Origin of the sequence: Paenibacillus koleovorans NBRC 103111 (assembly GCF_004000845.1) — a bacterium.
GTDB classification, from domain to species: domain Bacteria; phylum Bacillota; class Bacilli; order Paenibacillales; family NBRC-103111; genus Paenibacillus_AA; species Paenibacillus_AA koleovorans.
This window is the reverse complement of the sequence record NZ_BIMA01000050.1, coordinates 17,313-40,699: the sequence shown is the minus strand read 5'-3', so window position 1 is coordinate 40,699 and position 23,387 is coordinate 17,313. Positions and strand designations below refer to the sequence as shown.

At 58.5% G+C, this 23,387-nt stretch carries 19 protein-coding genes and 2 riboswitches; of the genes, 15 read left to right on the top strand and 4 right to left on the bottom strand.

Annotated elements, in window-relative coordinates:
• Window positions 1-9: 9 nt before the first annotated feature.
• Entirely contained in the window at window positions 10-1,122 is a 1,113-nt protein-coding gene (locus PKO02S_RS17455; RefSeq protein ID WP_164821518.1) for a Gfo/Idh/MocA family protein, read from the bottom strand.
• Window positions 1,123-1,257: 135 nt separating this feature from the next.
• On the opposite strand from PKO02S_RS17455, the gene PKO02S_RS17450 reads away from it, so the two are divergent.
• Window positions 1,258-1,995 carry a WecB/TagA/CpsF family glycosyltransferase gene (locus PKO02S_RS17450; protein ID WP_127585123.1) on the top strand — a complete coding sequence of 246 codons (738 nt, stop codon included), beginning with the start codon at window positions 1,258-1,260 and terminating at the stop codon, window positions 1,993-1,995.
• A gap of 33 nt (window positions 1,996-2,028) precedes the next feature.
• On the opposite strand, the gene PKO02S_RS17445 is transcribed toward PKO02S_RS17450, so the two are convergent.
• Entirely contained in the window at window positions 2,029-2,595 is a 567-nt protein-coding gene (locus tag PKO02S_RS17445; protein WP_127585122.1) for a 5' nucleotidase, NT5C type, read from the bottom strand.
• Between the two features lie 15 nt (window positions 2,596-2,610).
• Window positions 2,611-4,089: a serine hydrolase domain-containing protein gene (locus tag PKO02S_RS17440; RefSeq protein WP_127585121.1), complete on the bottom strand. Its 1,479-nt coding sequence runs from the start codon at window positions 4,087-4,089 to the stop codon at window positions 2,611-2,613.
• A 213-nt stretch (window positions 4,090-4,302) separates the two neighbouring features.
• On the opposite strand from PKO02S_RS17440, the gene PKO02S_RS17435 reads away from it, so the two are divergent.
• From PKO02S_RS17435 to corA, 12 genes are all read left to right on the top strand, one after another.
• Window positions 4,303-5,022, top strand: coding sequence for an SMC hinge domain-related protein (locus PKO02S_RS17435; RefSeq protein WP_127585120.1), 720 nt, complete (start codon window positions 4,303-4,305; stop codon window positions 5,020-5,022).
• 101 nt (window positions 5,023-5,123) lie between these two features.
• Window positions 5,124-6,851 (top strand): ATP-binding cassette domain-containing protein, encoded by a 1,728-nt coding sequence (locus PKO02S_RS17430; protein ID WP_246067103.1) that lies wholly within the window; start codon window positions 5,124-5,126, stop codon window positions 6,849-6,851.
• 17 nt (window positions 6,852-6,868) lie between these two features.
• A complete protein-coding gene (locus PKO02S_RS17425) occupies window positions 6,869-8,725 on the top strand; it encodes an ATP-binding cassette domain-containing protein (RefSeq protein WP_246067102.1) in 1,857 nt (618 codons plus the stop codon).
• Window positions 8,726-8,843: 118 nt separating this feature from the next.
• Window positions 8,844-9,689, top strand: a complete 846-nt coding sequence (locus tag PKO02S_RS17420) for a CHAP domain-containing protein (RefSeq protein WP_127585118.1) — start codon at window positions 8,844-8,846, stop codon at window positions 9,687-9,689.
• Window positions 9,690-9,813: 124 nt separating this feature from the next.
• On the top strand, window positions 9,814-10,671 hold the full coding sequence (locus PKO02S_RS17415; RefSeq protein WP_127585117.1) for a response regulator transcription factor: 858 nt from the start codon (window positions 9,814-9,816) through the stop codon (window positions 10,669-10,671).
• On the top strand, window positions 10,668-12,467 hold the full coding sequence (locus tag PKO02S_RS17410; protein ID WP_127585116.1) for a sensor histidine kinase: 1,800 nt from the start codon (window positions 10,668-10,670) through the stop codon (window positions 12,465-12,467). Before PKO02S_RS17415 ends, PKO02S_RS17410 begins: the two co-directional genes overlap by 4 nt.
• Before the next feature lie 60 nt (window positions 12,468-12,527).
• Window positions 12,528-13,835: an ABC transporter substrate-binding protein gene (locus PKO02S_RS17405; RefSeq protein WP_164821517.1), complete on the top strand. Its 1,308-nt coding sequence runs from the start codon at window positions 12,528-12,530 to the stop codon at window positions 13,833-13,835.
• Window positions 13,836-13,847: 12 nt separating this feature from the next.
• Window positions 13,848-14,957 carry a carbohydrate ABC transporter permease gene (locus tag PKO02S_RS17400; protein ID WP_127585114.1) on the top strand — a complete coding sequence of 370 codons (1,110 nt, stop codon included), beginning with the start codon at window positions 13,848-13,850 and terminating at the stop codon, window positions 14,955-14,957.
• The gene (locus PKO02S_RS17395; protein WP_127585113.1) at window positions 14,957-15,787 is read left to right on the top strand and encodes a carbohydrate ABC transporter permease; all 831 of its coding nucleotides are present in this window, start codon (window positions 14,957-14,959) and stop codon (window positions 15,785-15,787) included. Before PKO02S_RS17400 ends, PKO02S_RS17395 begins: the two co-directional genes overlap by 1 nt.
• A 140-nt stretch (window positions 15,788-15,927) precedes the next feature.
• Window positions 15,928-16,191: a ribbon-helix-helix domain-containing protein gene (locus tag PKO02S_RS17390; protein ID WP_164821516.1), complete on the top strand. Its 264-nt coding sequence runs from the start codon at window positions 15,928-15,930 to the stop codon at window positions 16,189-16,191.
• Window positions 16,175-16,576: a PIN domain-containing protein gene (locus PKO02S_RS17385; RefSeq protein ID WP_127585111.1), complete on the top strand. Its 402-nt coding sequence runs from the start codon at window positions 16,175-16,177 to the stop codon at window positions 16,574-16,576. The genes PKO02S_RS17390 and PKO02S_RS17385 overlap by 17 nt, the downstream gene beginning before the upstream one ends.
• Before the next feature lie 22 nt (window positions 16,577-16,598).
• Window positions 16,599-17,552, top strand: coding sequence for a magnesium/cobalt transporter CorA (gene corA, locus PKO02S_RS17380; protein ID WP_127585110.1), 954 nt, complete (start codon window positions 16,599-16,601; stop codon window positions 17,550-17,552).
• 24 nt (window positions 17,553-17,576) lie between these two features.
• Here corA and PKO02S_RS17375 read toward each other — a convergent pair whose 3' ends face one another.
• Window positions 17,577-19,952, bottom strand: a complete 2,376-nt coding sequence (locus PKO02S_RS17375; protein ID WP_127585109.1) for a universal stress protein — start codon at window positions 19,950-19,952, stop codon at window positions 17,577-17,579.
• 484 nt (window positions 19,953-20,436) lie between these two features.
• Window positions 20,437-20,634: riboswitch (cyclic di-AMP (ydaO/yuaA leader) on the top strand.
• A gap of 98 nt (window positions 20,635-20,732) precedes the next feature.
• Window positions 20,733-20,935: riboswitch (cyclic di-AMP (ydaO/yuaA leader) on the top strand.
• A 128-nt stretch (window positions 20,936-21,063) separates the two neighbouring features.
• Here PKO02S_RS17375 and PKO02S_RS17370 point away from each other — a divergent pair.
• Complete coding sequence (locus PKO02S_RS17370) at window positions 21,064-21,474, top strand: hypothetical protein (RefSeq protein WP_127585108.1); 411 nt, start codon at window positions 21,064-21,066, stop codon at window positions 21,472-21,474.
• Between the two features lie 214 nt (window positions 21,475-21,688).
• The gene (kdpA, locus tag PKO02S_RS17365) at window positions 21,689-23,368 is read left to right on the top strand and encodes a potassium-transporting ATPase subunit KdpA (RefSeq protein WP_127585107.1); all 1,680 of its coding nucleotides are present in this window, start codon (window positions 21,689-21,691) and stop codon (window positions 23,366-23,368) included.
• Window positions 23,369-23,387 lie beyond the last annotated feature (19 nt).

The window sequence follows — 23,387 nt, the reverse complement described above, 5'->3', positions numbered from 1 at the left end:
TTGACGGGATTAAATAAAGTCGCTTCGCGTGTCGAAAATGTCGGGTTTCAGCTTGTCGCCATGGTCGAAGGTGGTGGTGAGTTTATACCGACGGCCGGTTTCGGCGGAACGGTAGGCGCCAAACATAATCTCGTGCACATGCAGCTGCTGGCGGCCGGATTGGGCGGGCTGTGTGCCGGTGCGGATGCATTGGGCGAAATGGGCGATCATCGACTCGTTCGGCATGGCGGCGATGGTCGCGTGCGGGACGTAGCAATCCGTATTGCCTCTCCAAGTAACCGATTCAGCATCTGGCAATGGTTGATCAGGAGAGTGGATCACCAGCGGAAACCCGCTGTCGCCCAAAGCTATCGTTCCTTTTCGGCCGTAAAGGATCGTGTTGTTCTGCTTGAGCGACATGCCCCACAAGGTGCGGATGACCGCATGCTGCCCGCCGGAGAACTCCACGATGAGGGAGACGTTATCGTCTACGTCGCTGTTCACGCGTTTGCCGCCGCCGACGATGCGGTTCGGGATGAGCGTGTTCACTTCCGCAATGACGCTAACGGCAGGACCGAGCAGCGCTACAATGCGGCTGACCGGGTATACCAAGCAGTCCAGCACGGCGCCGCCATGCGAGACGGACCGGTCGTAGTACCAGTTGTCTCTAGGCGGACCGGGCAAAGAAAGCTGCGCCTCAGCACCGGTGATTTTGCCGATGTAGGCTTCGTCGAGATATCGGGCGGCTGCGAGCATGGCCGGGTTCTGATCATAGGGCAGGCTCATGAAGATTTTTCCTTGCTGCTCGGCCAGGTAGACCATTTGCGCGCAATCCTCGAAGGAAGTGGCCATCGGCTTCTCGTTCAGCACATGCAGCCCGCGCTCCAGCGCCGCGATGACCGGCTCCGCATGCAAGGAGTGCGGGGTCGTGACGACGACGGCGTCCAGCTCCTCGCGGTCCAGCAGCTGGCGATAGTCGTCGTACCAGCGGGGAACGCCGTGTTCGGCAGCTTTCCGCTCCGCATTTTCGAGCTTTCTGGAATAAGTGGCGACGAACTCGACGTCCTCCAGCTTGGCGGCCTGTTCAAAGTACCGTCTACTGATGTCGCCGCTGCCGATCATGCCCAGGCGAATTTTGCTCATAGGAAGCCTCCTAAGTTGTAATAGACTGACATTCATTGGAAAAGTAGCTCTATGCCATAATCATACTAGATGATAGGATGGGGAGGAATAGCATTTTGTGAGAGAGTATGAGATGAGGGGCGGGACGAGTTGGCTATGGACTCCTATACAAACATAATGGGCATTCCGGTGCCGAAGCTGACCATGGCGCAGACGGTGGAGCGGATTGGCGGTGTGGTTGAAGGTGAGCGGCGGGAGGAGCTGTTTCATGTGGTCACGCTTAATCCGGAGATCGCGATGGCGTGTCAGCACGACCTGGAGCTGCGGGGGATTGTGGATCGAGCGGGATTGCTGACCGCGGACGGCATCGGCATTGTGATGGTGTCGCGCCTGAAAGGGAATCCGCTCCCGGAGCGAGTGACGGGCTGCGACCTGCTGCTTGAGCTGCTGGCGGAAGGGGACGGGCGGCGCTGGACGTTCTACCTGCTGGGGGCCGATGAGCAGACGAACGAGACAGCCGCCCAGGTCATCCGGGCGAAATATCCAGGCGCGGTTGTGGCAGGACGGCATCATGGTTACTTCGGGGCGGAGGACGAGGAGAGGATCGTAGAGGAGATTCGCTGGTGCAGCCCGGATTTTCTGATCGTGGCTCTAGGGGCGCCGAATGCGGAGCGGTTCATTCACAAGTATCGGCGGCAACTGAACGCGAAGGTCGCGATGGGTGTCGGGGGCAGCCTGGACATCATCGCGGGCAAAGTGCCCCGTGCGCCGTTGGTCTGGCGGAAGCTGAACGCGGAGTGGCTGTTCCGTCTGCTCAACCAGCCTTCGCGCTGGAGGCGGCAGCTGATTTTGCCGCGGTTCGCGGTGCGGGCTTTGCTGTACCGGAGGCGCTAGAGGGTCTTGGGGCTCGAGCGCGCGGCACCCCGCTCAACCCAACCGTAACCGAACATCCAACGCCTCCACATGCTGCCGCACCTCGAGCCAATTGGCCGCCCGGTACACGAGCTCATGCCGAACCGCTACATTATAAGGCTGCTCATACAAGATGACCGGCCGCTGCGCTGAGGCAAATTGCTCCGCATAGTGGGGACCGTCGTCGATCAGCACATCCACCTGTAAGTCCATGCAAGTCCGCAGCTTATCCTCCACAAAACAAATATGATGATACGGCACGCCGTGACGCTCCAGCCAATTCACCGTCACCTCGCGAAACAGCTCCGGCCGTGCCGTAATGAAGGACAGCCGATGCCGGGCGAACAGCTCCTGCAGCATTTCTACGGCCATCGGCAAAGGCAGCGAGTTCCAATGTATATCATGGCCATGCCGCAGATAGACCGCCTCGCGTTCCTCTTGATTCCAGCCGTACAGCCGATAGATGTAAAAGTCGTTCAAATCCTCCGGTCGAAACGAACGCCCCGACGCCAGATTGTAATAGTGCAAATGCGAAGCTGTAGCGTCCAGAATGGTGTTGTCCAAATCTATGCCGATGTGCATGCCGTACCCCCTTGGCTAGTCTACCTGTCGTAATAGTCCCCGCATTTGAATGTCACGCACTCCGCCGCCGTTGAGAGATACATTTTGCCGAACACCGACATCCAGCGCCTCCTCCACAAACCCAAACGTATAAGTAACCACATAAGGCGTTTCTATATAATAGAGGGTCAGCTCCAGGCAGCTCGAGTCCTGCCAAGCCGCGTAACAGACCACCTCTTGCAAATGGAGCAAAAGATCTTTAACAAACACGCCTTGCGAATGAACAGGTTGCGTAAAATCAAACGAAATCTTGCAATCCCGCCCAGCATCCTCATAGACGAACTCCACCGTCATTCGATCAAACGTAATCATCCGCAGGCCGAGCGGGTTCCCCTCGCTAAACCTATACCTGCCGCTGCCGCCATCATAATCCGGGCTCCCGACCGGAACGGGCTTACTCACAGGAACCGAGCTCGACGCCCACTCCGACAACTGCCTTTGCAAAGCCAGACGATCCAACCCGTTCACCGTCTCCAAGCCGACACAGCCCAGCGCCAACGGACCGAGAATATGCTCATAGAGCAAGTCCAGCACCGTCTGCAAAGGAGCCATGCTGCTGAAGCTCGATGTGGCCACTACGACTACCCCAAGCTCCGGCGCAACCAAACAAAGCTGCCCAAAACCACCAACCCCGCGGTAACACCCCTGCCGACCCAAAAACAATTGATACCCGTACCCCTGTGCATCGTCGATCCGTGTGGCACCAGCACGATTGTCGCTTTGTTCTGCCGTTGCCAGCTCCAGGTAAGCTTCAGACACGATGCGTTTCCCATCGAACTTCCCTTTATTTTGCAGCATGACTCCGAATTTGGCTACATCTTCCGTGGAAAGACTAAGCCCCATCCCACCGGCTGAAACGCCACCTGGACATGTTTCCCACGAAGGCCTGCATATCCCCAACGGCTCGAACAAACGCGGCATCAGAAAATCGACCAAAGTCTGCCCGGTCACCTGCTCTAGGATAGCGGAAAGCATATAAGTGGCAGGCGTGCTGTACCGATAGCAATGTCCGGGTTCGTGCTCCACGGGTTGCCTCAGAAACGCCTTCACCCAATCTTGCTCACCGCTTCCGATTACCGGCCCGTAAATATTGTCTTGGTGCCCTGCATTCATGGAGAGTAGGTGGTGGATGGTCATTTTAGCCAAGTTCGATGAGAGTGGGAGATCCGAGAGTTTGTCGGGAAAAAAGGAGACGACCGGATCGTGAAGCCCCAATAGACCGCTGTCCCAAGCGATGCCTACTGCAATTGAAGTGAAGCTTTTGCTGAGGGAGAACAGCAGACGGGGGCTATCCAAGCGATAGGGAACCCGGCAAAATTCGGCGGTCACTTGTCCGTTTTGCAGCAGCATCAAGGTGTCGACGTTCAGCTGGAGCTGTTCCATTTTCGCGAAAAACGCAAGCAGCCGCTTGGTGGAAAGCCCGTGGTTCTCGGGTAAGTCTCGCGTTAGCTTCAAGGGTAAGCCTCCCAATAAGTAGGTGCAGCTTTATTATAACGGAACTCGACTACATAGTTCTTCCATAAAAATGATAACATTGGCACATCGAGTCCATTCCCATAAAAAGTGTTCGAAACATCGGAATGAGAATATATGTTCTATTTTCGCTCTTGTATTTTAGGAAATTATGGTATATTGTAGACTTATTAGGAGAGTAGAGAGGAACCTGTGATGGAAACCATTTCGAAGCTGGTGCAGTGCGACAGGAAGCTGCAAGCCTTGCAATTGCGCAAGCAAACGATGATCGAGATTAACGGGGACTACAAAAATTACAGCAGAGGGGTACGCAGCGTCCTGAAGGCTCAAAGGAAGCAGCTGGCGGGGATTCGCGGAGCGGTTGCCGATTTACTGCTAGTCCCGAATCCGTATGAGGTTGCGCTCGAGGTCATTCTAGGCGACAAATTGGAGTGCATCATCACGGAAACCGAGGAGGATGCTCTGCTGGCCATCAACTACCTTCGGCAGCATCGGCAAGGCAGAGTGGCGTTCATCCCCCTGAATCGGGTTCAAGGCAAACGAATGTCCGAGCAGGGGGAGCGGCAGTTGTCCCAAGTGAAAGGGTTTCGTGGCGTCGCGCTCGATTTGGTGGCGTTTGATCCGGTTTATCGGGATGTGTTCACATACCTGCTCGGGCAGACGATTATTGTCGATAGTCTCGAGGTGGCGATCCGGTGTTTGCCCCTTATTGGGAAAGGAGAAAAGATCGTAACGCTGCACGGAGAAGTCATCCATAACAACGGCACGATTGTAGGCGGAACGCGGACGGCCGCGAGAGGACATATGCCTCTTATGCGAAACCGCGCGATGGCAGAGATTGACCTCGAAATCCAGACCATCGAGAAGGAACGGGCGGCTCTGCAAAAGTCTAAGTCTAACTTGAATAAACGATGACCCGCCTTCACTCCATTACAAAAAAACTTTCCCAACTCCCCCGAATCTTCTTCTGCTATACTGGATCGTGCTGGATCTAGAGCGGGAGGGGAAGCCTCATTTTGGACCACTATCCTTATGCGAAAAGCTTCAAACAAGCCGCGGGCCATCTGTATCGCATTGAGAAAAAGCCGCTCCTGCTGCTGGCGGTGTGCGGGCTGCTGACCGTGTGCCTTACACCCGTCGAGCTCATGCTGGTTAAGCAACTGATCGACCGGATCCAGACCTGGACCGCAGGCGATCCCCTGCAACCGTTCCTGCTTGCCGCCAGTTTGTTGGCCGGACTCCTCGTATTCACGCAGATCGTGTTGGGCGTACCGGTGCCGATGGCTATGGCTCGCCTGAGCGAGCTCGGAACGCTGGAACAGCAACGCCTCTTGCTACACAAAACTACTCAGCTCCCTCTTCTCGACGTGGAATCGCCGATCATGCAGGATCTCCGCGCTCGTGCCTCACGTGCCTCTCTATATGAAATCAGTTACTCTACCATTCATTTTTTGCAAAATGGAACGTTAGTGGCGTTGCTGCTAGCGGTGATGGTTGTTTTCGGCGCTTGGCTGCCGGCTTTGCTAGCTTGCGCGGCGGCTTGGTTGAATGCGGCGGCGGCGGGGCGGGCCAAGCTGCGGCTAGAACAGGTCCTGCGGGAGCAGACGCCGAAACGCCGACTGCAGGAGCATTACACAGACCTCCTGACTCGTCGGGAGGCGGCCAAGGAAGTGCGGCTGTTCGGCCTTGGCGGGCTGCTTTCGCAGCGGTGGTCAGCGCTCCACGACGAACAGTCGGCGGCCGCCTGGCAAGCGGCGAAGGCGGGGGAGTGGCGAAAGCTTGGCCCTGCTTTGTTAATGGGGCTAACGAGCGGTGCGCTTGTGGCCCTGTTAGTGCTGCTGCCAGTAGCGGGCGGGTGGTCGGCGGGGGATTTCACATTATTGTTGATGGCATTAACGATGCTGCTTGCCCGGCTGTCCGGTATGGGCGGTCAGTGGGCGGCTTTGCGCGAGCATATGCTGAGGTGGAATGATTTTCGTGCGTATATGGAGCTGGAGGAGCGGGTGGCGGAGGAAGCGTCGAGCGCAGGGTGTGAAGGTATGGAGCGGGGAGGCTTGCAGGTAAGCGGGTTGACCTTCCGATACCCAGGCGCCGAGAAGGATGCGGTCAGCGAAGTGAGCTTCAAGATTTCACCAGGAAGCCGAGTGGCGCTTGTAGGGGAAAACGGCTCCGGCAAGTCCACATTGATCAAGTTGTTGAGTGGGTTGTATCCGCCTACGGAAGGGGCGATCCAATGGCTCGGCGGACAGCCGGGGATGGCGGCGGTGTTTCAGGATTTTACGCGGCTTCATGTGACGCTTCGGGAAAACATGGCGCTCGGTCGGCCGGATGCGTCGGCTCGGGATCAGTTGGAGGCGCTTCGTGCGGTTGGCAGCCGGCTGGTGGAGCTGGATGCCCAGTTGGGGGCACCGTTCGGCGGGGTCGAGCTGTCTGGGGGCGAGTGGCAGAAGGTCGCGGCGGCACGCGCTCTAGTGAGCGGAACGGCTGTCGTTTTCTACGATGAGCCTACTGCGGCACTTGATCCCCAAGCGGAAAAAGAAGCGTTCGAGCTGTTCCTGCGTGCGGCGGAAGGGAGGACGGCTTTGTTGGTCACCCATCGGTTGGGGGCGGCCAAGCTGGCGGATACGATCCTTGTTATGGACGATGGCAGGTTGGTGGAGCGGGGCACGCACGACGAGTTGTTGCGGCGAGCGGATGGCGTGTACAGCCGGATGTTTCGCCTGCAAGCGGCATGGTACAGTTGAACAAGGGAGGGGTAACGGTGGGGGACGGTTCCCGAAGGCGATTGGCGAGATGCAGCTTGGAGCTGCTTGGCCGCATCTGGCGAGGGTCGCCGGTGTGGACTTCCTTGTGGCTGGGCATCCCGCTTCTGCTCGGATGGCTGATCGTTCCCGGCTTTGCCGCGCAGAGAGAGCTGGTCGATCTTTTCGTCGCCGGGGTCGGCGATGGAAGCGGGGAGCGGATTTGGAGGGAGACGGCGGAACTGGCTTGGCGGCCTTTGGCGATATTCGGCGGCATTATGCTCGTCCAGGTGTTGCTTGGCGCAGGCAACCAGTTGATCGAGCTGCGGGTGAAGGATAGGGCGTCGCGCGAGCTCCAGCTGGAGGTCCATCGGCGGGCGGTCGCCGTTCCGTTGGAGCGAATGGAGGAGCCGACGTATTATGATCGCTTGCAGCGAGCGCAAACGGCCGCCGGTACGGAGCTGGTCGGCATCCTGCAGAACGCGACGTCGCTTCTCAGGCTGCTGCTCGAGGCATGCGGGCTGATGGCGGCCGTCTGGCTGGTATATCCATGGATGACTTTGCTGCTGGGTGGCGTTTGCGTAGCTACATTCGGGATTCGGCTCGAGTCGGAGCTCGTCGTCCGCCGGTTGAACCGGGATTTGACCCGTTCAGGCCGGCAGTCCGACTACTTGGCTCGAGAGCTGGTGCGGCCGGAGACAGTGAAGGAGCTGCGGCTCTTCGGTACGCTGGGCGGCTTGCTGGAGAAGTGGACCGGCTTGATGCGCAGCTCGCTGCGGCAACGGACAGATGCGAGAAGGCGAGAAATACGGCATGGAATGTTCGTCTCCACGGTGCAAATTGCGGGATTGTTCGGAGCTGTCGTATGGCTGGTTTTGAAGCTGGGAACGGGCGGTGTGACGGCGGGGGCAGTGGTAGTAGTGGTTCTGGCTTTTCGCCAGGCGTACGGGATAGCGTCGAGCATTCAGCACCCGGTCAGCAAGCTGTACATGCAGGGCGGGCAAATTATTGATTTGGTCGAGTACTTGCAATTTCATCAGGGGGAGCTCTCCGGTGTGGAGGCGACAGGCAGTTTGCGCTCGCACAAGATTCCGGGCAGGGAAGGGATTGTGGAGCTGACCGATGTTGCGTTCTCGTATCCCGGTCGGCCGGAGGATCCGGTGCTGCAAGGGATTTGTCTGCGATTGGTCCCGGGAGAGACGGTCGCTCTTGTCGGGGAAAATGGGGCGGGCAAGTCGACGCTGGCCAAGCTGATCCTCGGGCTGTATAAGCCGACCGAAGGTGCGATTGCTTGGGACGGCGTCTGTTATGAGGAGCTCGATCCGGCGCAGCTGAGAGCGCTAATGTCAGCGACGTTCCAGGACTTCGTCCGCTACGAGACGACGCTCCGCGACAATGTCGCGTTCGGGCGCGGCGACCCGCTGCAGGCGGACGAGGCCGAGCTGCGCCGCGCGCTGGAGCGCAGCGGGGCGAGCGGCCTGGCCGCTGGCGCGGCGGCAGGGCTCGACGCGCGCGTCGGGCGGGTCGCGGACGGCGCGCGCGAGCTGAGCGGCGGGCAATGGCAGCGGCTCGCCCTGGCCCGCGCCGCGCTGCGCGAAGCGCCGCTGCTCGTGCTCGACGAGCCGACGGCCGCGCTCGACCCGCTGCACGAGACCGCGCTGCACCGCTCCTTCCGCGAGGCGGCGCATGGGAGGACGGTGCTGCTCGTGACGCACCGGCTCGGGTGGGCGCGCTTCGCGGACCGCATCGTCGTGCTGCGCGCGGGCCGCATTGTGGAGCAGGGCACGCACGAGGAGCTTGTCGCGCGGGGCGGCGAGTATGCGTCCATGTTCCGGACGCAAGCGCAATGGTATATAGAAGAAGAGGAGGAAGCGTAGGCGGAATGAGCGGGGAGATGGCGATGGATCGGCTGACAGCTGTTAGAGATATGTTACGGGTCCTGGGGGAGGCGCAATGGTAGGTAGAAGAAGAAGAGGAGGAGGAGGCGAAGGCGGAATGAGAGGGAAGATGGCGATGGATCGGTTGGTGGCTGTTAGAGACATGTCCCGGGTCCCGATGGAGGAGGCGGTAGGGTGTGCTTCGGGCGGAGGGGTGGACTCCGAACTGGCTATGATTGCAGGTTGGCTGCACAATTACTACTGTCGGTTGACCGGTGTCGAAGACTTCCCGGGCATCAACAGCGCGGAGGCGGCGAGGCCGCTTCTGAGAGACAGCGGTCTGTTCCAGCGGGAGGAGATCGTGGCAATTCTGCAGATGGTGTATGCGGGTGGGAGCGGGACTGCAGTCGACGCACCGCGACGATTCTCGCGCGAAGCGATGGCCAATATGGCGGAATCGCTCGCGGGCCGAACTATTCTCGGCGACCCCGAGGATCCCCACTACCGCGCGATCTGCCACTATTGGCCGGACCCGGACATCTACAAGGGCCTGCAAAACAGCTGGTGCGCCGCCTTCATCTACTACTGCGCCCGCGAAGCGGGACTCCGGTTGCCAATCCGCTATCCGAACGGCGTGTGCCGGTTCGCCGGTTGCGGGGCTTGGGTCGAATGGGCGAAGCTGCCCGAGACCGGTTTCTTCTACACAGACGGCGAGGCGGGCTTCACCCCCGAACGGGGCGACATCGTTGTCTATGAGCAACTGCTGTCCGAGGAGCATCACGATCATATCGGCATCGTGCTCGAGTGCGAGGACGACCGACTGCTCGTCGCCGAAGGCAACCGCGACAACGAGAACTACTCCTGCGTGTTCCACCGTCCGCGCCGCCATTGCATCCTTGGCTACATTCGCATCGATCCGGACTACCGGTTCGCCTTCCGAGGCAGCTACAACCCGATTCTGTAAGCACGAAAATCGCGCTTAAAGAGCAAGAGGAGGCCTGGCAGCGATCCACATATTGACGCCGCCGCCCACCTAGTGGAATACTGAGAGCAACAAGTACGTCACAGGCAGAGAGGTGCCGTCCAACATGCGCATTGTCGTCGTAGAAGACCAGCAGGAGCTATGCCACGTGCTGGCGAAACGAATCTCTCGATTGCAGGAAGACTATGAAATTGCAGGCAAAGCGTTCAACGGGCGCGACGGCCTGCAGCTCATCCGCGCCGCCAGGCCGGATGCCGCCTTCATCGATATCCGCATGCCCGGATTGGACGGGCTCCAGCTCATGGAGGAGCTGGCGAAGGAGGAGAAGCAGCGCACCCGCTGCATCGTGCTGACTGCCTACGCCGACTTCCCGTACACGCAGCGCGCGATCCGGAGCGGCGCCTTCGATTATTTGCTGAAGCCGGTGTCGACGGCGATGCTCGAGGAAGTGCTCGAGCGCGTCGCCGCCGAGCTGCAGCCCGCCGCGCGCCGCGCCGCCGTCGCCCCGGGCGAAGCGGCGCCCGCGGTCCCCGCCGCTGCGCCGGCGCACCGGCCGCACGACGGCTTCGCGCTCGACGAGCTGGCCGAGCAGCAGCTCCATCAGCTCATCCGCGAGCGCAAAATCACGGACGAGCTCGTGCTGCAGGTGCTCCACATCATCCGCACCGAATACGCTTACCCGATCACCGTCAAGGAGCTGGCTGAGCGGCTTCATGTGAACGTGAGCCATCTGTGTCGGGTGTATTCCCGCAAGGTGGGGACGAATCTGATCCAGAGCCTCAACAGCTTTCGCCTGAACCTGGCCGTGAAGCTGATGGAGGAGACGGATGCCAAGATCGGCGACATTGCGCGGCGCACCGGGTTCGGCAACCTCAATTATTTCGGCCGGATGTTCCGCAAGCATACCGGACTGTCCCCATCCGCCTTCAAGCAGCGGCTTACGGGAGGTGCCTCTCAGCCATGAGCATGAACATGAGAGCGCCGTTCGCCTCCATCCAATCCTCCCTCCGTCGCAAAATGGTCATCGGCTTCATCGTATTCGTCACCTTGCCCACCTTATTTTTCGAAATCGTCCTGTTCCGGTCCTGGCTCGGCACCACCCGCGACATTATCGTGCACCAGTACGAAACAATTCTCGAAGAAAGCATCGACTCGCTGCGACAGCAGGTCATCTCCATGGAGCGAATGAACGACTACATCTACAGAGACTATCAGTCCGATATCGTCTTCCAGAACAAGCTGCGCGCCGCCGCCGACAATCCGCTGTCCCGCAACGATCCGTACTTGAACAACGTGTTCTTGCAGCTCAGCAACCGATTCACATCGGAGATTAACGGCCGCTTCGTCTTCACATATCTCACGCTGGACGGAGAGCTGATGTACCAGCAGTCGAATGATCGCTCGCAGGTGCAGTTCTCCAGCTATCTCAATCGTTACGCCGACCGGGAGTGGTTCCGCCAAATCGCTGCGAACGGCCCGATCAACACGGTGCTGACCGCTCACCCTCCGCTGTTCGGAACGGATGACGGCGCGACGTATTTCTCGTTCGGCCAAGTGATCCGCAGCCCGATCGACCTGAAGCCGCTCGGCGTCAGCCTGCTCTCCATCGACGCGGCCGTATTCGCACAGCTGCTCAAGTCGGAGGCCGACAACGAGCTGATCAAAACCGTCGTGACCGATGCCCATCAGCAGCTGCTGTTCACCAACCATACCGACAAACAGCCGACCGTCGCCGAATCCAGCACGATCGTCCACCAGCAGCTGGCCCCTTATGGCTGGGAGGTTTCCGCCTATTTGTCCAGCGAGCGGCTGTCGCGAATCTACATCGTGCCGATGATCCAGAACAACGGCTTGTTCATCATCGCGAATTTCATCCTATTGGCGGCGATTATCGCTTTTCTGTCCAAACAAATGCGGCCCCTGTACATCCTCGCGGATAAAATGAAAAAAGCCCGAGACGGCCACTTTCACGTAAAAATTACCAAACATTCGACGGACGAGCTCGGCATGCTGAGCGATGTGTTCAACGACATGACGACGGAAATTCAGCGGCTGTTCGAGCGGCAGCGAATCGAGTATCAGGAGAAGCTCCATTTTCAGATGCGCTCGCTCGAAGCCCAGATCAACCCGCATTTTATCTACAACATGCTCGACCTGATCCAGTGCCGCGTGTTCGATGCGAAGCCGGAGGAGGCTAGCGACCTGATCGTCTCGCTGTCGGTCATCATGCGCTACACAACGACGCTGCCGGGCGAAAAGGTCACCTGCGGCGAAGAGCTCAAGTGGATGAACGACTATGTGTTTCTCCAGCAGCAATTGATCGGGCGCAAGGTGGACGTGACGATTGATTTCGAGGACCGGATCATGGGCTACCGCGTGCACAAGCTGCTGCTGCAGCCGTTTATCGAGAACGCTTTCGTGCATGGCTTCGAGGAGCGTGAGTTCCCGGACACCGCCGCCAAGCAGCAGGCTCGCCTTCAGATTCGCGGCTGCGTGGAGCAAGAGCCTGCGCAAGGTCAGGAATGGCTCATCTTCGAGGTGAAAGACACCGGCAACGGCTTCGAGCAAGCCATCGATCTAGTGCTCAACCGGGATAATGTCGACCTGTTGAAGGAGTGGGGCACCGGGCTATACGTGGGAGCGCAACGGTTTTTGCTGCAGGCGGAAGGCGCGGCGATCGAGCTGAGGAGCATGCCGGGAGCGGGGACCGATGTGGTATTGAAGCAAATTTTGTGCGATAGAGATGCAAATTCCGTGTGATAGGTTTTCCTCTGAAAGCGCTTTATGCTGGGAGTAGCAACTAAAAGGAGGTCAAGTCCCTTGTTTACTCGCATGCAAAAGAGGATTCGGTGGGGTATCGCAGCTACATTGATCGGCAGTATGGTATTGGCGGGCTGCTCGAGCGGAGGAACGGACAGCGGCTCCAGTCCGGCACCGTCGGGACCCGCGGCGAAGAAGGATCCGGTCACGCTCAAGATGCAGATTGCCGAAGGTCTGATCGTGAACCGCGACACGGTCGTCGGGATGGTGAACGAGTTCCGCAAGGTGCATCCGGAGATTAACGTAGAAGTCGAGACACTGCCGGCCGATCAACGGAATGCGAAGCTGCAGACGATGATTACGACGGCGGAAATGCCGGACATTTACCAGTTGAACGCCTTGAACGAGCTGACGCTGCTGGCTAACAGGGCGGGTTTCCTCTACGATCTGGGACAGCTGGAGTCGGCGAAAAACTTTTCCGAGGATGTGCGCAAAGGGGTTACGGTAGACGGCAAAATGTCGGTATTCCCGACGGGACTCGGCTTTGTCGGATTCGCTTACAACATCCCGATGTTCGAGTCGGTCGGCTACAGTAAACCTCCGGCGACTTGGGAGGAGCTGATGGACGCGGGCGAGAAGCTGAAGGCCAAGAATCAGGCGCTCATGGTGTATGCGGGCAAATGGGCGACGGCGATCGGCAACGTGTTCCACTGGACGTTCGGCAATCAGGCCAACAAGGACGCGGCATTCAAGGAAGCTTATCTCGGCAACAAGGTCGACTGGGTGAAAAATCGTTCGCTGCTGCTAGAAGGCTACGACCGCTTCAACAAGCTGAACAAATACGTGCTGACCGGCAGCTTCACCTACTCGATCGAGCAGGGGATCCAGGCTTTCGCCAAAGGACAGGCGGCGATGGTGATGGGCGGCACATGGTCCGCAGCGCAGATCGATCAGCAAAACCCGGGCTTCAAGTGGGGCTTCATGAACTTGCCGTACACGGCGGACAAGGACAACAGTTACATCTACACGATCGAGGACGGCTTCGCAATGAACGCGAAATCGAAGCATCTGGAAGAGACGAAGACGTTTATGAACTGGTTTTTCAGCAAAGAGAACTTCGCCAAAATCATCAAAGCCAAACAAAACATGTCGGCCATGCCAGGTGTCGGCGAGGTGCTGCCGGTGTTCGCGGAGACGACGAACTGGCTGAAATCGGGCCGCGTGAACACGTTCGCCAACCTGGGGCCGATGACGAATCCGGTGTTCATCAAGCTGAGCGAGACGGCACAGGGTGTGACGTTCGGCAGCGACGTGAACAAGATGGCCGATGAGTGGATCAAGGAATACAACGATAAAATTAAGAAATAACGGGGACGCCGCATGAAACCGACATCGAATGCTCAGCTGAAAACTAGCGTTTTGGCGCGGCTGCGCGGAGGGGGGCAGGGTTTGGGCTCAGGCAAAACCACGGCTTTGAGTACGGGCTTAGGCTCGGACAGTCGCCTAGGCGATGCTGCGGACTCGAACAGCCGCCCGGGCAGCCGCTTGGGAAAGGGTGCGGGCAAGAGCTTGGGCTCGGGCGGGGGCTTAGGCTTTCGCTTCGGCTCGATCCGGCTTCGCCTGTTCCTGACGGGCCTGCTGTTCCTGCTGCCGATCTCGGTCATGATCTTCACCTTCATGCTTATTCCGGTCGGGCAGACGCTGTTCTACAGCTTGACGAACTGGGACGGGATCGGCGATTACAAATTCATCGGCTTGCGCAACTACGAGCGCATCTTCTCGGACGTCTCGTTCGTGCAGACGATGTATCGGACGCTGTGGATGGGGATCGCGATCGCCGTGCTGACGAATGTGCTCGGGCTGCTGCTCGCGCTGGCGGTCAATCAGGCGTTCAAGACGAAGAACCTCGTCCGCACGCTGTTCTACTTCCCGAAGCTACTGCCGATCGTGCTCGGCGCCTACGTCTGGGGCTTCATCCTGGACACGAACAACGGCTTGATGAACAAGGCGCTGAGCTGGCTCATGGACCGGCCGATCAAGGTACTGTGGGTCGACTCGCCGGATTATGTTGCATGGACCATTCTTATGGTAGCGGTATGGCAGTTGACCGGACCGATCATGATCGTGTACCTTGCTTCGCTGCAATACGTGCCGACCGAGATCAAGGAGGCGGCGATCGTGGACGGCGCCTCCCCGACCCGCCGCTTCTTCAGCGTGATCCTGCCGATGATCGCCCCGGGGATCACGGTGAACACGCTGATCGGGCTGGCGGCGGGGCTCAAGCTGTTCGACCTGCCCTTCGCCTTGACCGGCGGCGGGCCTGCCCGGGCGAGCGAGACGCTCGCGATTCGGATCTACCGGAACGCGTTCCAGTCGCTCGATCTGGCGTACGGGATGGCGGCCGCCTTCGTGCTCGTCGTGTTCGTGCTCGTCATCACGCTCCTATTCGTCATTGTCACGAAGCGCTATGAAGGGAGGGCCTACGAATAATGATGCGGCGCTGGCGCAAACGATTGTTCGAGGGCTCGATCCTGCTGCTTGCTCTCGTGTACAGCATTCCGCTTTATCTGATCGTCGTGAATTCTCTGAAGACGAACCCGCAAATTCAGCAGCGTCCGCTGGCGCTGCCGGACTTCAGCGCAGGGTTCGACAACTTCGTGCGCGCCTCGCAGGCGATGGAGATTTTCAAGGCGTACGTCGTCACTTTCTCGATCGCGGCGCTCAGCTTGATCTACATCATCTTCTTTGCTTCGATGGCGGCCTATGCGATTGCGCGGATCAACCATTGGTTTTTCCGCTCGATCTACTGGTTCTATGTGTCGCTGATCCTTATGCCGGTGCAGGCGGCGTTTATCCCGCTCATCTTCGTGCTGAAAAAGTTCCACCTGTACAACAACTTGTTCGGCATTTCGATGGTGTACGTCGGGGTCATGTCGTCATTCGCGATCTTCATGTTCGTCGGCTTCATCCGCGGCATCTCGCTCGAGCTCGAGGAGGCGGCGAAGATCGAAGGCTGCTCGACGCTGCGGCTGTTCCTGCAGATCGTGTTTCCTCTGCTCAAGCCGATCAGCGCCACCTTGTTCATCTTCCAGTTCGTCCACATCTGGGACGACCTGCTGCTGCCGCTCGTGCTGCTCACCTCGAACAAGTACCCGACGGTGACGCTGAGCCTGTACAAGTTTTTCGGCGACCTCGGGCAGACCGATCTCAGCTTGCTGTTCGGCGGCTTTATCCTCGTGCTCGCACCGGTGATCGTCTTGTTCCTGTTCTTGCAGCGCTACTTCATCAGCGGGCTGCAGGCGGGGGCGCTCAAGGGTTGAGCTAAGCCGTGGGGCGCAGGGGTGACGTAAACTACCAGCTTCACAACCCATCAAACCGGCGATTAGCCGGTTTTTGGCGTGCTTGACTTGCGATGTGGTGTATATGTATAATGTATACATTACTAGAGGTGGTGTTGGGGATGATTCGCAAACAAATCTATCTAACCGAAGAGATGAACCGTAGATTGCAGGAAATCGCCAACGAGAAGGGCGTTCCCCAGTCGGAGATTATTCGGGAGGGGATCGAGCAATACTTGGTGCAGAAGAGCGACCATGAAGCCGCATGGAACGAGCTGCTGAATGAGATGAAGCAATCGCCCGTCCGGGACTTGAAGTGGAATCGGGAAGAGCAATACGACGCGAGAATCCGGAAGCTCGGAGGAGATCATGAGCGTACTCCTTGATACGAACATTCTGGTCTATGCGTGGGATCCCTCAGATCCGCAGAAGCAGGCGCGGGCGGTCCAGACGTTGCACGAATACCGGCACCAGGCTTGTTTGTCCACGCAAAATGTATCTGAATTCGCCTCGGTCATGATTCGCAAAGGCTGCGATCTTGGGTGGCTTAGCCGCGTAATCACTCTTTACAGCCAGATCATGACGGTATATCCGGTCAGTGTCGGTCAAGTCGAGCATGCGCTGCGAGCGGTCCGAGAGCATCGGATGAGCTTCTGGGACGCTCAGATCTGGGCGGTCGCCATGACCCATCGAATCCCGGTCATCCTGACCGAAGACGGACCCGTCGGCCAAACCATCGAAGGCGTTCAGTTCCACAATCCGCTGCAGTAAGTTAAAGGAGCCCGCATCCGCCATGATTCACGTACTAGCGATCGACAAACACGCCAAGCCTATCGGGAACTTAACGACGTTACAGAGCTTGCACGAGCAGGAGCACAAGTGGGTGTGGGTTGACTTCGACTGCCCGACGGAGGAAGAGGCGAAGCAGCTGGAGACGCATTTCCGCTTTCACCCGCTGGCGGTGGAGGATTGTGTCAACTACTTGCAGAGGCCGAAGATGGATCCGTACGAGGACCACATCTTCTTCGTGCTGCACAGCTTGAACCGGCTGACGCTCGAGGCGGAGGAGATCGACGTCTTTCTAGGGCCCAACTACCTCGTGACGTATCACAAGAAGCCGCATCAGGAGATCGACGAATTCCGCGCCAAGCTGACCGCCCACGCCAAGCTGTTGGAGAAAGGGCCGCTCTACGCAGCGTATATCCTGTTCGATAAGATCGTAGATTACTATTTTCCGAGCGTCTATCGGATCGAGGACCATCTGCTCAGCTTGGAGAACAACGAGATGGGCATGACGTCGCATCAGATGATGGAGCAGGTGTTCGAGCTGCGCGCCGATCTGCTGAAGATCCGCAAGACGATCATCCCGATGCGGGACATGCTGTACCGGGTCATCAACTCGGAGAAGCTTGAGGGGATCAAGCTTCATATGGCGTACTTCCGCGACGTGCACGATCACCTGATGAAGCTGTCCGAGATGGTCGAGGCGAACCGGGAGATGACGGCGGACATCCGCGACAATTTCATCTCCGTGAACTCGTTCCGGATGAACAATATCATGAAGACGCTCACCGTAATCACTACAATATTCATGCCGTTAACCTTTATCGCGGGCATTTATGGGATGAATTTTCTCCATATGCCGGAGCTGAACTGGCAGTATGGTTACTTCGGCGCCCTCGCCGTCATGGCTTGCATCGGGCTTGGCATGTACCTCTGGTTTCGCAACAAAGGCTGGTTCAAGTAGAGTAACGTGCAACGCTACTGTTCGTTACCGCTCATCCACGCTCACATTCGGATCGAAATCCGCCACCACGAGCACATCCATATGTCGGGCGCTGCGCAGCAGCGGCTGCACGACCGACCCGGAGAACAGCCGGCTCCACCAACGCTTGCCGCCGGACGATTGTCCGATGATCAGCTGTGTCGCCTTGTAGGCATCGGCCTTCTGCTGTATAAGCTCCGCCGCTTCCCGTTTGGAGCCGGCTTCGTGCACCTCGAACGTCCCGCCCAGCCGGGTAGTCAGATCCTGGATGCAGTCCAGCTTGCGCTTCTGCTCCGCCGACAGCCTCGCACGGCTGTCCTGCACATAAGCGACAACCCAGCGCGCCTTCAGCCGATAGGCGATCCGGAAGCCGCGCCGCACCAATCGCTCCGCATTCGCGCTTATGCCCTTGACGCAGACGAAGATCACTTCCTCTCGCCGCCACGGCCCCCGCAGCGAATTCCGCCGCTGCCACGACTCCAGCCGCTCGTCGACATCGTCGGCTATTTCCCGAAGCGCCAGCTCCCGCAACGCAATGAGGTTCCCGGTTTTGAAGAAATGCTCCAGCGCCTGCTCGACTTTCTCCATCGCGTACACTTTGCCCGCGCGCAGCCGATCCTGCAGCGTCTGAGGCGCCACGTCGATCAGCTCCACCTCGTCGGCCATGCGCAGCATGAAGTCCGGCACCGTCTCGCGGACACGGACCCCGGTGATTTGCTCGACCGCATCGTTCAAGCTCTCAAGATGCTGCACATTGACCGTCGATATGACGGAGATGCCGGCCTCCAGCAGCTTCACGACATCCTCGTACCGCTTCTTCCGCCGGCTCCCCGGCACGTTCGTATGCGCCAGCTCGTCGACCAGCACGACCTCGGGATTCCGCTCCAGAATGCGGTCCACGTCCATCTCTTCCAGCGTCACGCCGCTATAGACCGTCTGCAAACGGGGGATGAGCGGGAGATCGCCGGCCTGCTCCGCTGTTTCCCGCCGTCCATGTGCCTCGAGCAAGCCGATAACGACGTCGATGCCTTTCTTCAGCAAATAGTTGCCTTCCCGCAGCATAGTGTACGTCTTGCCAACCCCCGGAGCGGCGCCGATATACACCTTGAACGTGCCGCGGCGCAGCTGGCCGATCTTCTCCTCAACCTCGTCCGTACTGAGCCGACGGTATACATCCCCGGCAGTCGATACCCCGTCTCTCGGCCCTTGCCGCTGCGCGTCTCGAACCTTTGCCGGCATAATCCGCTCGCCCTGATGCTCCGCCCGATCGGCGACGAGGAAGACGTCGATGTTGCGCGTTTTCTTCAGAATGTCGTTCACGATCGAGCCCTGCCAAAGCTCTTGCCAGCGGGTTTGCTTGGAATGGCCGAGCACCAGCCGGGTCACGTTGTGGCGGAGGGCATGACGTACAAGATCCGTCGGCAACAGGCGGCGCGAGCGGAGAGGGAGCTCCTCGAACGAAACCTCGAGCTTCTCGACGAGCTTCACAATCGAGCGCCGGAAGGCGGCGGCGTCATTCGAGAGCGCCCGGCGTTTGTTCACGAACGTAATGACGACCATGTCGCCGTTCAATCGTTTGGCGATCTGTTGGCCGCGGCGAATATGAATGGAGCCGTTCCAGTGGTACTGCACGGAGACCAGGATGCGTTCCGCCGCCCCGGAAGGGCCGATCAGCCCTTCCTCCTCGCGGTGTTTGGCGAGCGTCTCGTTCACGCCCTCGGCCATGAGCCGCAGCGCCAGCTCCCGCAGAATCGCGAGATTCCCGCGCTGGAATAGCGCGGGTGTCTTCGTATGCTGCAGGTGGCCTTCCGACAGGCGCTGCAGCAGCGACTGCGGCGTCGCGTCGATGAGCCGGACCTCGTCGGCCAGCTCCAGCGCCTCCTCCGGCACTGTCTCCTCTACGACGAGGCCGGTCAGCTTGTGCGCTAGCTCGGCTACTCCTTCGAGTTCATATACGTTGACCGTCGTCATGACGCTGATCCCTTGGCCGAGCAAATAGCGGATATCCTCGAGCCGCGTCGGGAACCTGGCCTCCGGCCGGTTGCGATGGGCGAGTCCGTCGACCAGCACGACCTCCGGATTGCGCTTCACCAGCTCGTCGAGGTTCAAGTCCTTGCGCTCGACGCCGTCCTTGGTCCAGCGGATGCTAGGCACGCGCTCCAGGCTGCCGAGCTGCTCCACCGTCTCGGGGCGCTGCAAGGTCGAGACGGCGCAGATCACGACGTCGATGCCTTGCTCTCGCAGATGTCGGCCCTCTCGCAGCATATGGTACGTCTTGCCCGAGCCGCTCACCGCCCCGATGAACACCTTCAGCCGGCCGGCATGCAGCTTATAGATCGATTTCAACAGCTCTTCCGGCGTTTTGCGGCGAAAATGGGACATCTGGGGTGGGCTCCTTCGCAAGTTAATCTCAATAATACGGTGCTCCCCGCATCCACTCTATGAAAAAAGTAAACATCCAAATGATCCACGCTAGGCGCTTGCTTCATAATAGTGTGTCGCACTCCTTCTTTAAATAAACGCCTAACAAACCCGGTTCGAGCTTGATCCTGATCATACGTCCGCGGAGGCGCCTTGTAAAAAACGGGAATCGCTGGTATTCCTTGATTTTCGGCCGATTTCGGGAAGTGAAAGCGTAATCACGGACCCCGCTCCTTCATTATTCAGCTGCTAGCTCTCAATCTCATCTATTTTCGTAAAAAATAAGAAAACCAACGAAAAATAAAGCATCAAAGAGTATTCGAGAGTTTCCACGATCAAGCGGAGGAAGCACGGTCGATTGTGACTTCCTATCGAGTGCGGGTTCCCTTTACAGCTCTCGAGCGCAGGCGTAACATACGATTCATGCAAGTGAGCAGCCGAACAATCGGTTGCGGCGCTTAATTTCCGTGCTCGTCACGGAAAGCGGGGGAACCAACAGCGGTGCAGCAGGACGGTGTGAGAGCCGTCGGCGAAGCCGCAGGGGTGAATCCCGAATCAGGAGACCATGGACTCCGGTTCGGGTAGGGCGACTCTCACCGTCCGAATCCGTCAGCTAACCTCGTAGGCGATAGGGAGAGAGGATGATGGTGCTTGTGATCGGTTGACGACCACAGGGCTCAGGCCTCTGTGGTTTTTTGCTGTGTTCATTCGTGAAAATGGGGCAATAACTGGATTTCATTTGAAATGTTTTCGCTGAATCCTGGCATGGAAAAAAGGAACGGGGGACCCACCGGACGCTGCCGACTTAAGCGGCTCCAAGGGGTGAATCCTCGGGAACGGCATCCTCAAGTCCGCATCCGCATGCGGATCCGCCGCACCCCAGGTAGGGCGACTCTCTCGCCCGAATCCGACAGCTAACCTCGTAAGCGTAAGGGAGAGGCAACGATCGCGGGCACTCGGCAGGGCGGGTTTATTCCGCTATGCCCGGGAAGTCGCGGGAGGAGCGCTGTCTCCTCTCCGGCTTCTTTTTTTGTGGATCGTCCCTTCTATCATCAGGAGGAGAAGAACGAACATGGAGAAACCATCCGCATGTCTGTTGGTTTCGGCGCCGCATCGCGCGGGGGAGCAATTCCTGCGGCAACTGGTCGCACACAAAGCGTCCGTGGCCGCGCTAACCAACAGCGCCAAGGAAATCGAGAAGTGGGAAGCATTAGGTGTAAAGAAAATAGTGGTAGTGGATACTACCGATGAAAGTACTTGGCTGATCCCTCCTTTTCCCATAGGAAAGGTCGTTTTATTCGAGAGTAGCCTCGTCTTGAGCTGCCGATTCATTCAGATTTGCCGGATGTGGACGTCGGAGCCGATTACGGTCGTCACTCGCTCGCAGCAGCCCCGCCTCATTTATAAAGGGCTCGGAGCGAACTACGTGGTGCATTCGAATACCGAGAACGTGCCGTTTCTGCTGGATTCGCTAGTCCGGTAGGTAACATCTGAGCGTAACTTCATTTTACAGGAGGACAATACGATGTGGGATCTGGCAATGCTCGCCATGCTGGCGGTAGGGTATGCCCTGTTCGCCGGATTCGCGGCTTGGTGCGGCCGGGTTGTCGAAGACTCGGGAGGGGACTGCAGATGATGCACGCCTTGATCCATCCGGAAAAATTTAGCGGCAGGCTGAGGGAGGATTCGAATTTAGGATGGGCATTTTGCAAATTGCCGTCGTCGTCGTCCTGCTGGTGCTGCTCGTCAAGCCGGTAGGGACTTACTTGTATAACGTGTTCCGCAATGAGACCAATGGAACGGACCTCTGGTTTGCCTGGGCGGAACGGCCGATTTTCGCGCTGATCGGGCTGCGGGAACGGAGGGGCATGACTTGGAAAGGGTACGCGCTTAGCTTCCTGCTGACCAACATCGTGCTGGTTGCTATCGGATACGCGCTGCTAAGGCTGCAAAGTGCGCTGCCGTTTAACCCGAACGGGATCGGCAATATGGAGCAGACGCTGTCGTTTAACACGATCATCAGCTTTATGACCAACACGAACTTGCAGCACTACAGCGGGGAGTCGGGGTTGTCCTATTTCTCGCAAATGATCGTCATCACCATGATGATGTTCACGTCCGCGGCGTCGGGGCTCTGTATCGCGATGGCGTTCGTGCGAGGAATTACGAGCAAAGGGAGCACGATCGGCAACTTCTACGAGGATTTCGTCAAGGCGCATACGCGGGTGTTTTTGCCGTTCGCCTTTGTAGTGACGCTGCTGCTGGTGGCGCTCCGTGTGCCTATGACGCTCAAGCCTACGCTGACGGTCGCCGGGCTGGAAGGGCAAGGGCAGCAAATCGCCATCGGGCCGGTCGCGGCGCTGGAGTCCATCAAGCACATCGGCACCAATGGTGGCGGGTTCTTCGGCGTCAATTCGGCGCATCCTTTTGAAAATCCAAGTCCGTTGACCAACGTAATCGAGATCCTGTCGATGTGGGTGCTGTCGGCTGCGCTGCCTTACACGTACGGGCTGTTCGCGAGGAGCCGCAAGCAAGGCTGGGTTATTTTCTCCGGCATGATGATCATATTCGTCCTGTTCCTGTCGCTCGTCTATGCGGCGGAAACGAATGGCAATCCGGTGCTGAATCGGCTGGACGTCGACGCGTCGCAGGGCAGCATGGAGGGCAAGGAAGTGCGTTTCGGCATCGCGCAATCGTCCTTGTTCACAACGGTAACGACGGCTGCGACGACCGGATCGGTCAACAATATGCACGATACGCTTACCCCGCTGGGTGGAATCACTCCTTTCGCGCTGATGATGCTGAACTGCGTGTTCGGCGGAAAAGGAGTCGGGCTCGTCAACATGCTGATGTACGCGATGCTGGCGGTGTTCCTGTGCGGGCTGATGGTCGGGCGGACGCCGGAGTTTCTCGGACGCAAGATCGAGCCGCGGGAGATGAAGCTGATCGCGATCGCAATTTTGATGCATCCCTTCATTATATTGGCGCCTGCGGCGTTGGCATTAGCTGCGGAGTCGGGGCGGGCGGCAATCACGAATCCGGGCTTCCACGGCATTTCGCAGGTGCTGTATGAGTACGTCTCATCCGCGGCGAACAACGGCTCGGGCTTCGAGGGGTTGGGCGACAATACGCCGTTTTGGAACATTTCGACGGGGCTTGTGATGTTGTTCGGACGTTACGTGTCGATGATCGCGTTGCTGGCGGTGGCCGGGTCGATGCAGCGGAAAATGTGGGTTCCGGAGACGATCGGCACTTTTCGTACGGATAATGGGCTGTTTGTCGGCATACTGGTCGGGGTCGTGCTTATCATCGGGGCGTTGACGTTCTTGCCTGCCCTCGTGCTGGGGCCAATCGCCGAGCATCTGACGATCCGTTAGGGAAGAGGAGAGGGAATCG

What these genes read in the sequence shown, in the direction of transcription:
- PKO02S_RS17400 (WP_127585114.1), top strand. Translation starts at nt 13,848, where the DNA reads ATGAAACCGACATCGAATGCTCAGCTGAAAACTAGCGTTTTGGCGCGG.
- corA (WP_127585110.1), top strand. Translation starts at nt 16,599, where the DNA reads ATGATTCACGTACTAGCGATCGACAAACACGCCAAGCCTATCGGGAAC.
- PKO02S_RS17435 (WP_127585120.1), top strand. Translation starts at nt 4,303, where the DNA reads ATGGAAACCATTTCGAAGCTGGTGCAGTGCGACAGGAAGCTGCAAGCC.
- PKO02S_RS17450 (WP_127585123.1), top strand. Translation starts at nt 1,258, where the DNA reads ATGGACTCCTATACAAACATAATGGGCATTCCGGTGCCGAAGCTGACC.
- PKO02S_RS17445 (WP_127585122.1), bottom strand. Translation starts at nt 2,595, where the DNA reads ATGCACATCGGCATAGATTTGGACAACACCATTCTGGACGCTACAGCT.
- PKO02S_RS17375 (WP_127585109.1), bottom strand. Translation starts at nt 19,952, where the DNA reads ATGTCCCATTTTCGCCGCAAAACGCCGGAAGAGCTGTTGAAATCGATC.
- PKO02S_RS17410 (WP_127585116.1), top strand. Translation starts at nt 10,668, where the DNA reads ATGAGCATGAACATGAGAGCGCCGTTCGCCTCCATCCAATCCTCCCTC.
- PKO02S_RS17395 (WP_127585113.1), top strand. Translation starts at nt 14,957, where the DNA reads ATGATGCGGCGCTGGCGCAAACGATTGTTCGAGGGCTCGATCCTGCTG.
- PKO02S_RS17370 (WP_127585108.1), top strand. Translation starts at nt 21,064, where the DNA reads ATGGAGAAACCATCCGCATGTCTGTTGGTTTCGGCGCCGCATCGCGCG.
- PKO02S_RS17420 (WP_127585118.1), top strand. Translation starts at nt 8,844, where the DNA reads ATGAGAGGGAAGATGGCGATGGATCGGTTGGTGGCTGTTAGAGACATG.
- PKO02S_RS17455 (WP_164821518.1), bottom strand. Translation starts at nt 1,122, where the DNA reads ATGAGCAAAATTCGCCTGGGCATGATCGGCAGCGGCGACATCAGTAGA.
- PKO02S_RS17385 (WP_127585111.1), top strand. Translation starts at nt 16,175, where the DNA reads ATGAGCGTACTCCTTGATACGAACATTCTGGTCTATGCGTGGGATCCC.
- kdpA (WP_127585107.1), top strand. Translation starts at nt 21,689, where the DNA reads ATGGGCATTTTGCAAATTGCCGTCGTCGTCGTCCTGCTGGTGCTGCTC.
- PKO02S_RS17390 (WP_164821516.1), top strand. Translation starts at nt 15,928, where the DNA reads ATGATTCGCAAACAAATCTATCTAACCGAAGAGATGAACCGTAGATTG.
- PKO02S_RS17415 (WP_127585117.1), top strand. Translation starts at nt 9,814, where the DNA reads ATGCGCATTGTCGTCGTAGAAGACCAGCAGGAGCTATGCCACGTGCTG.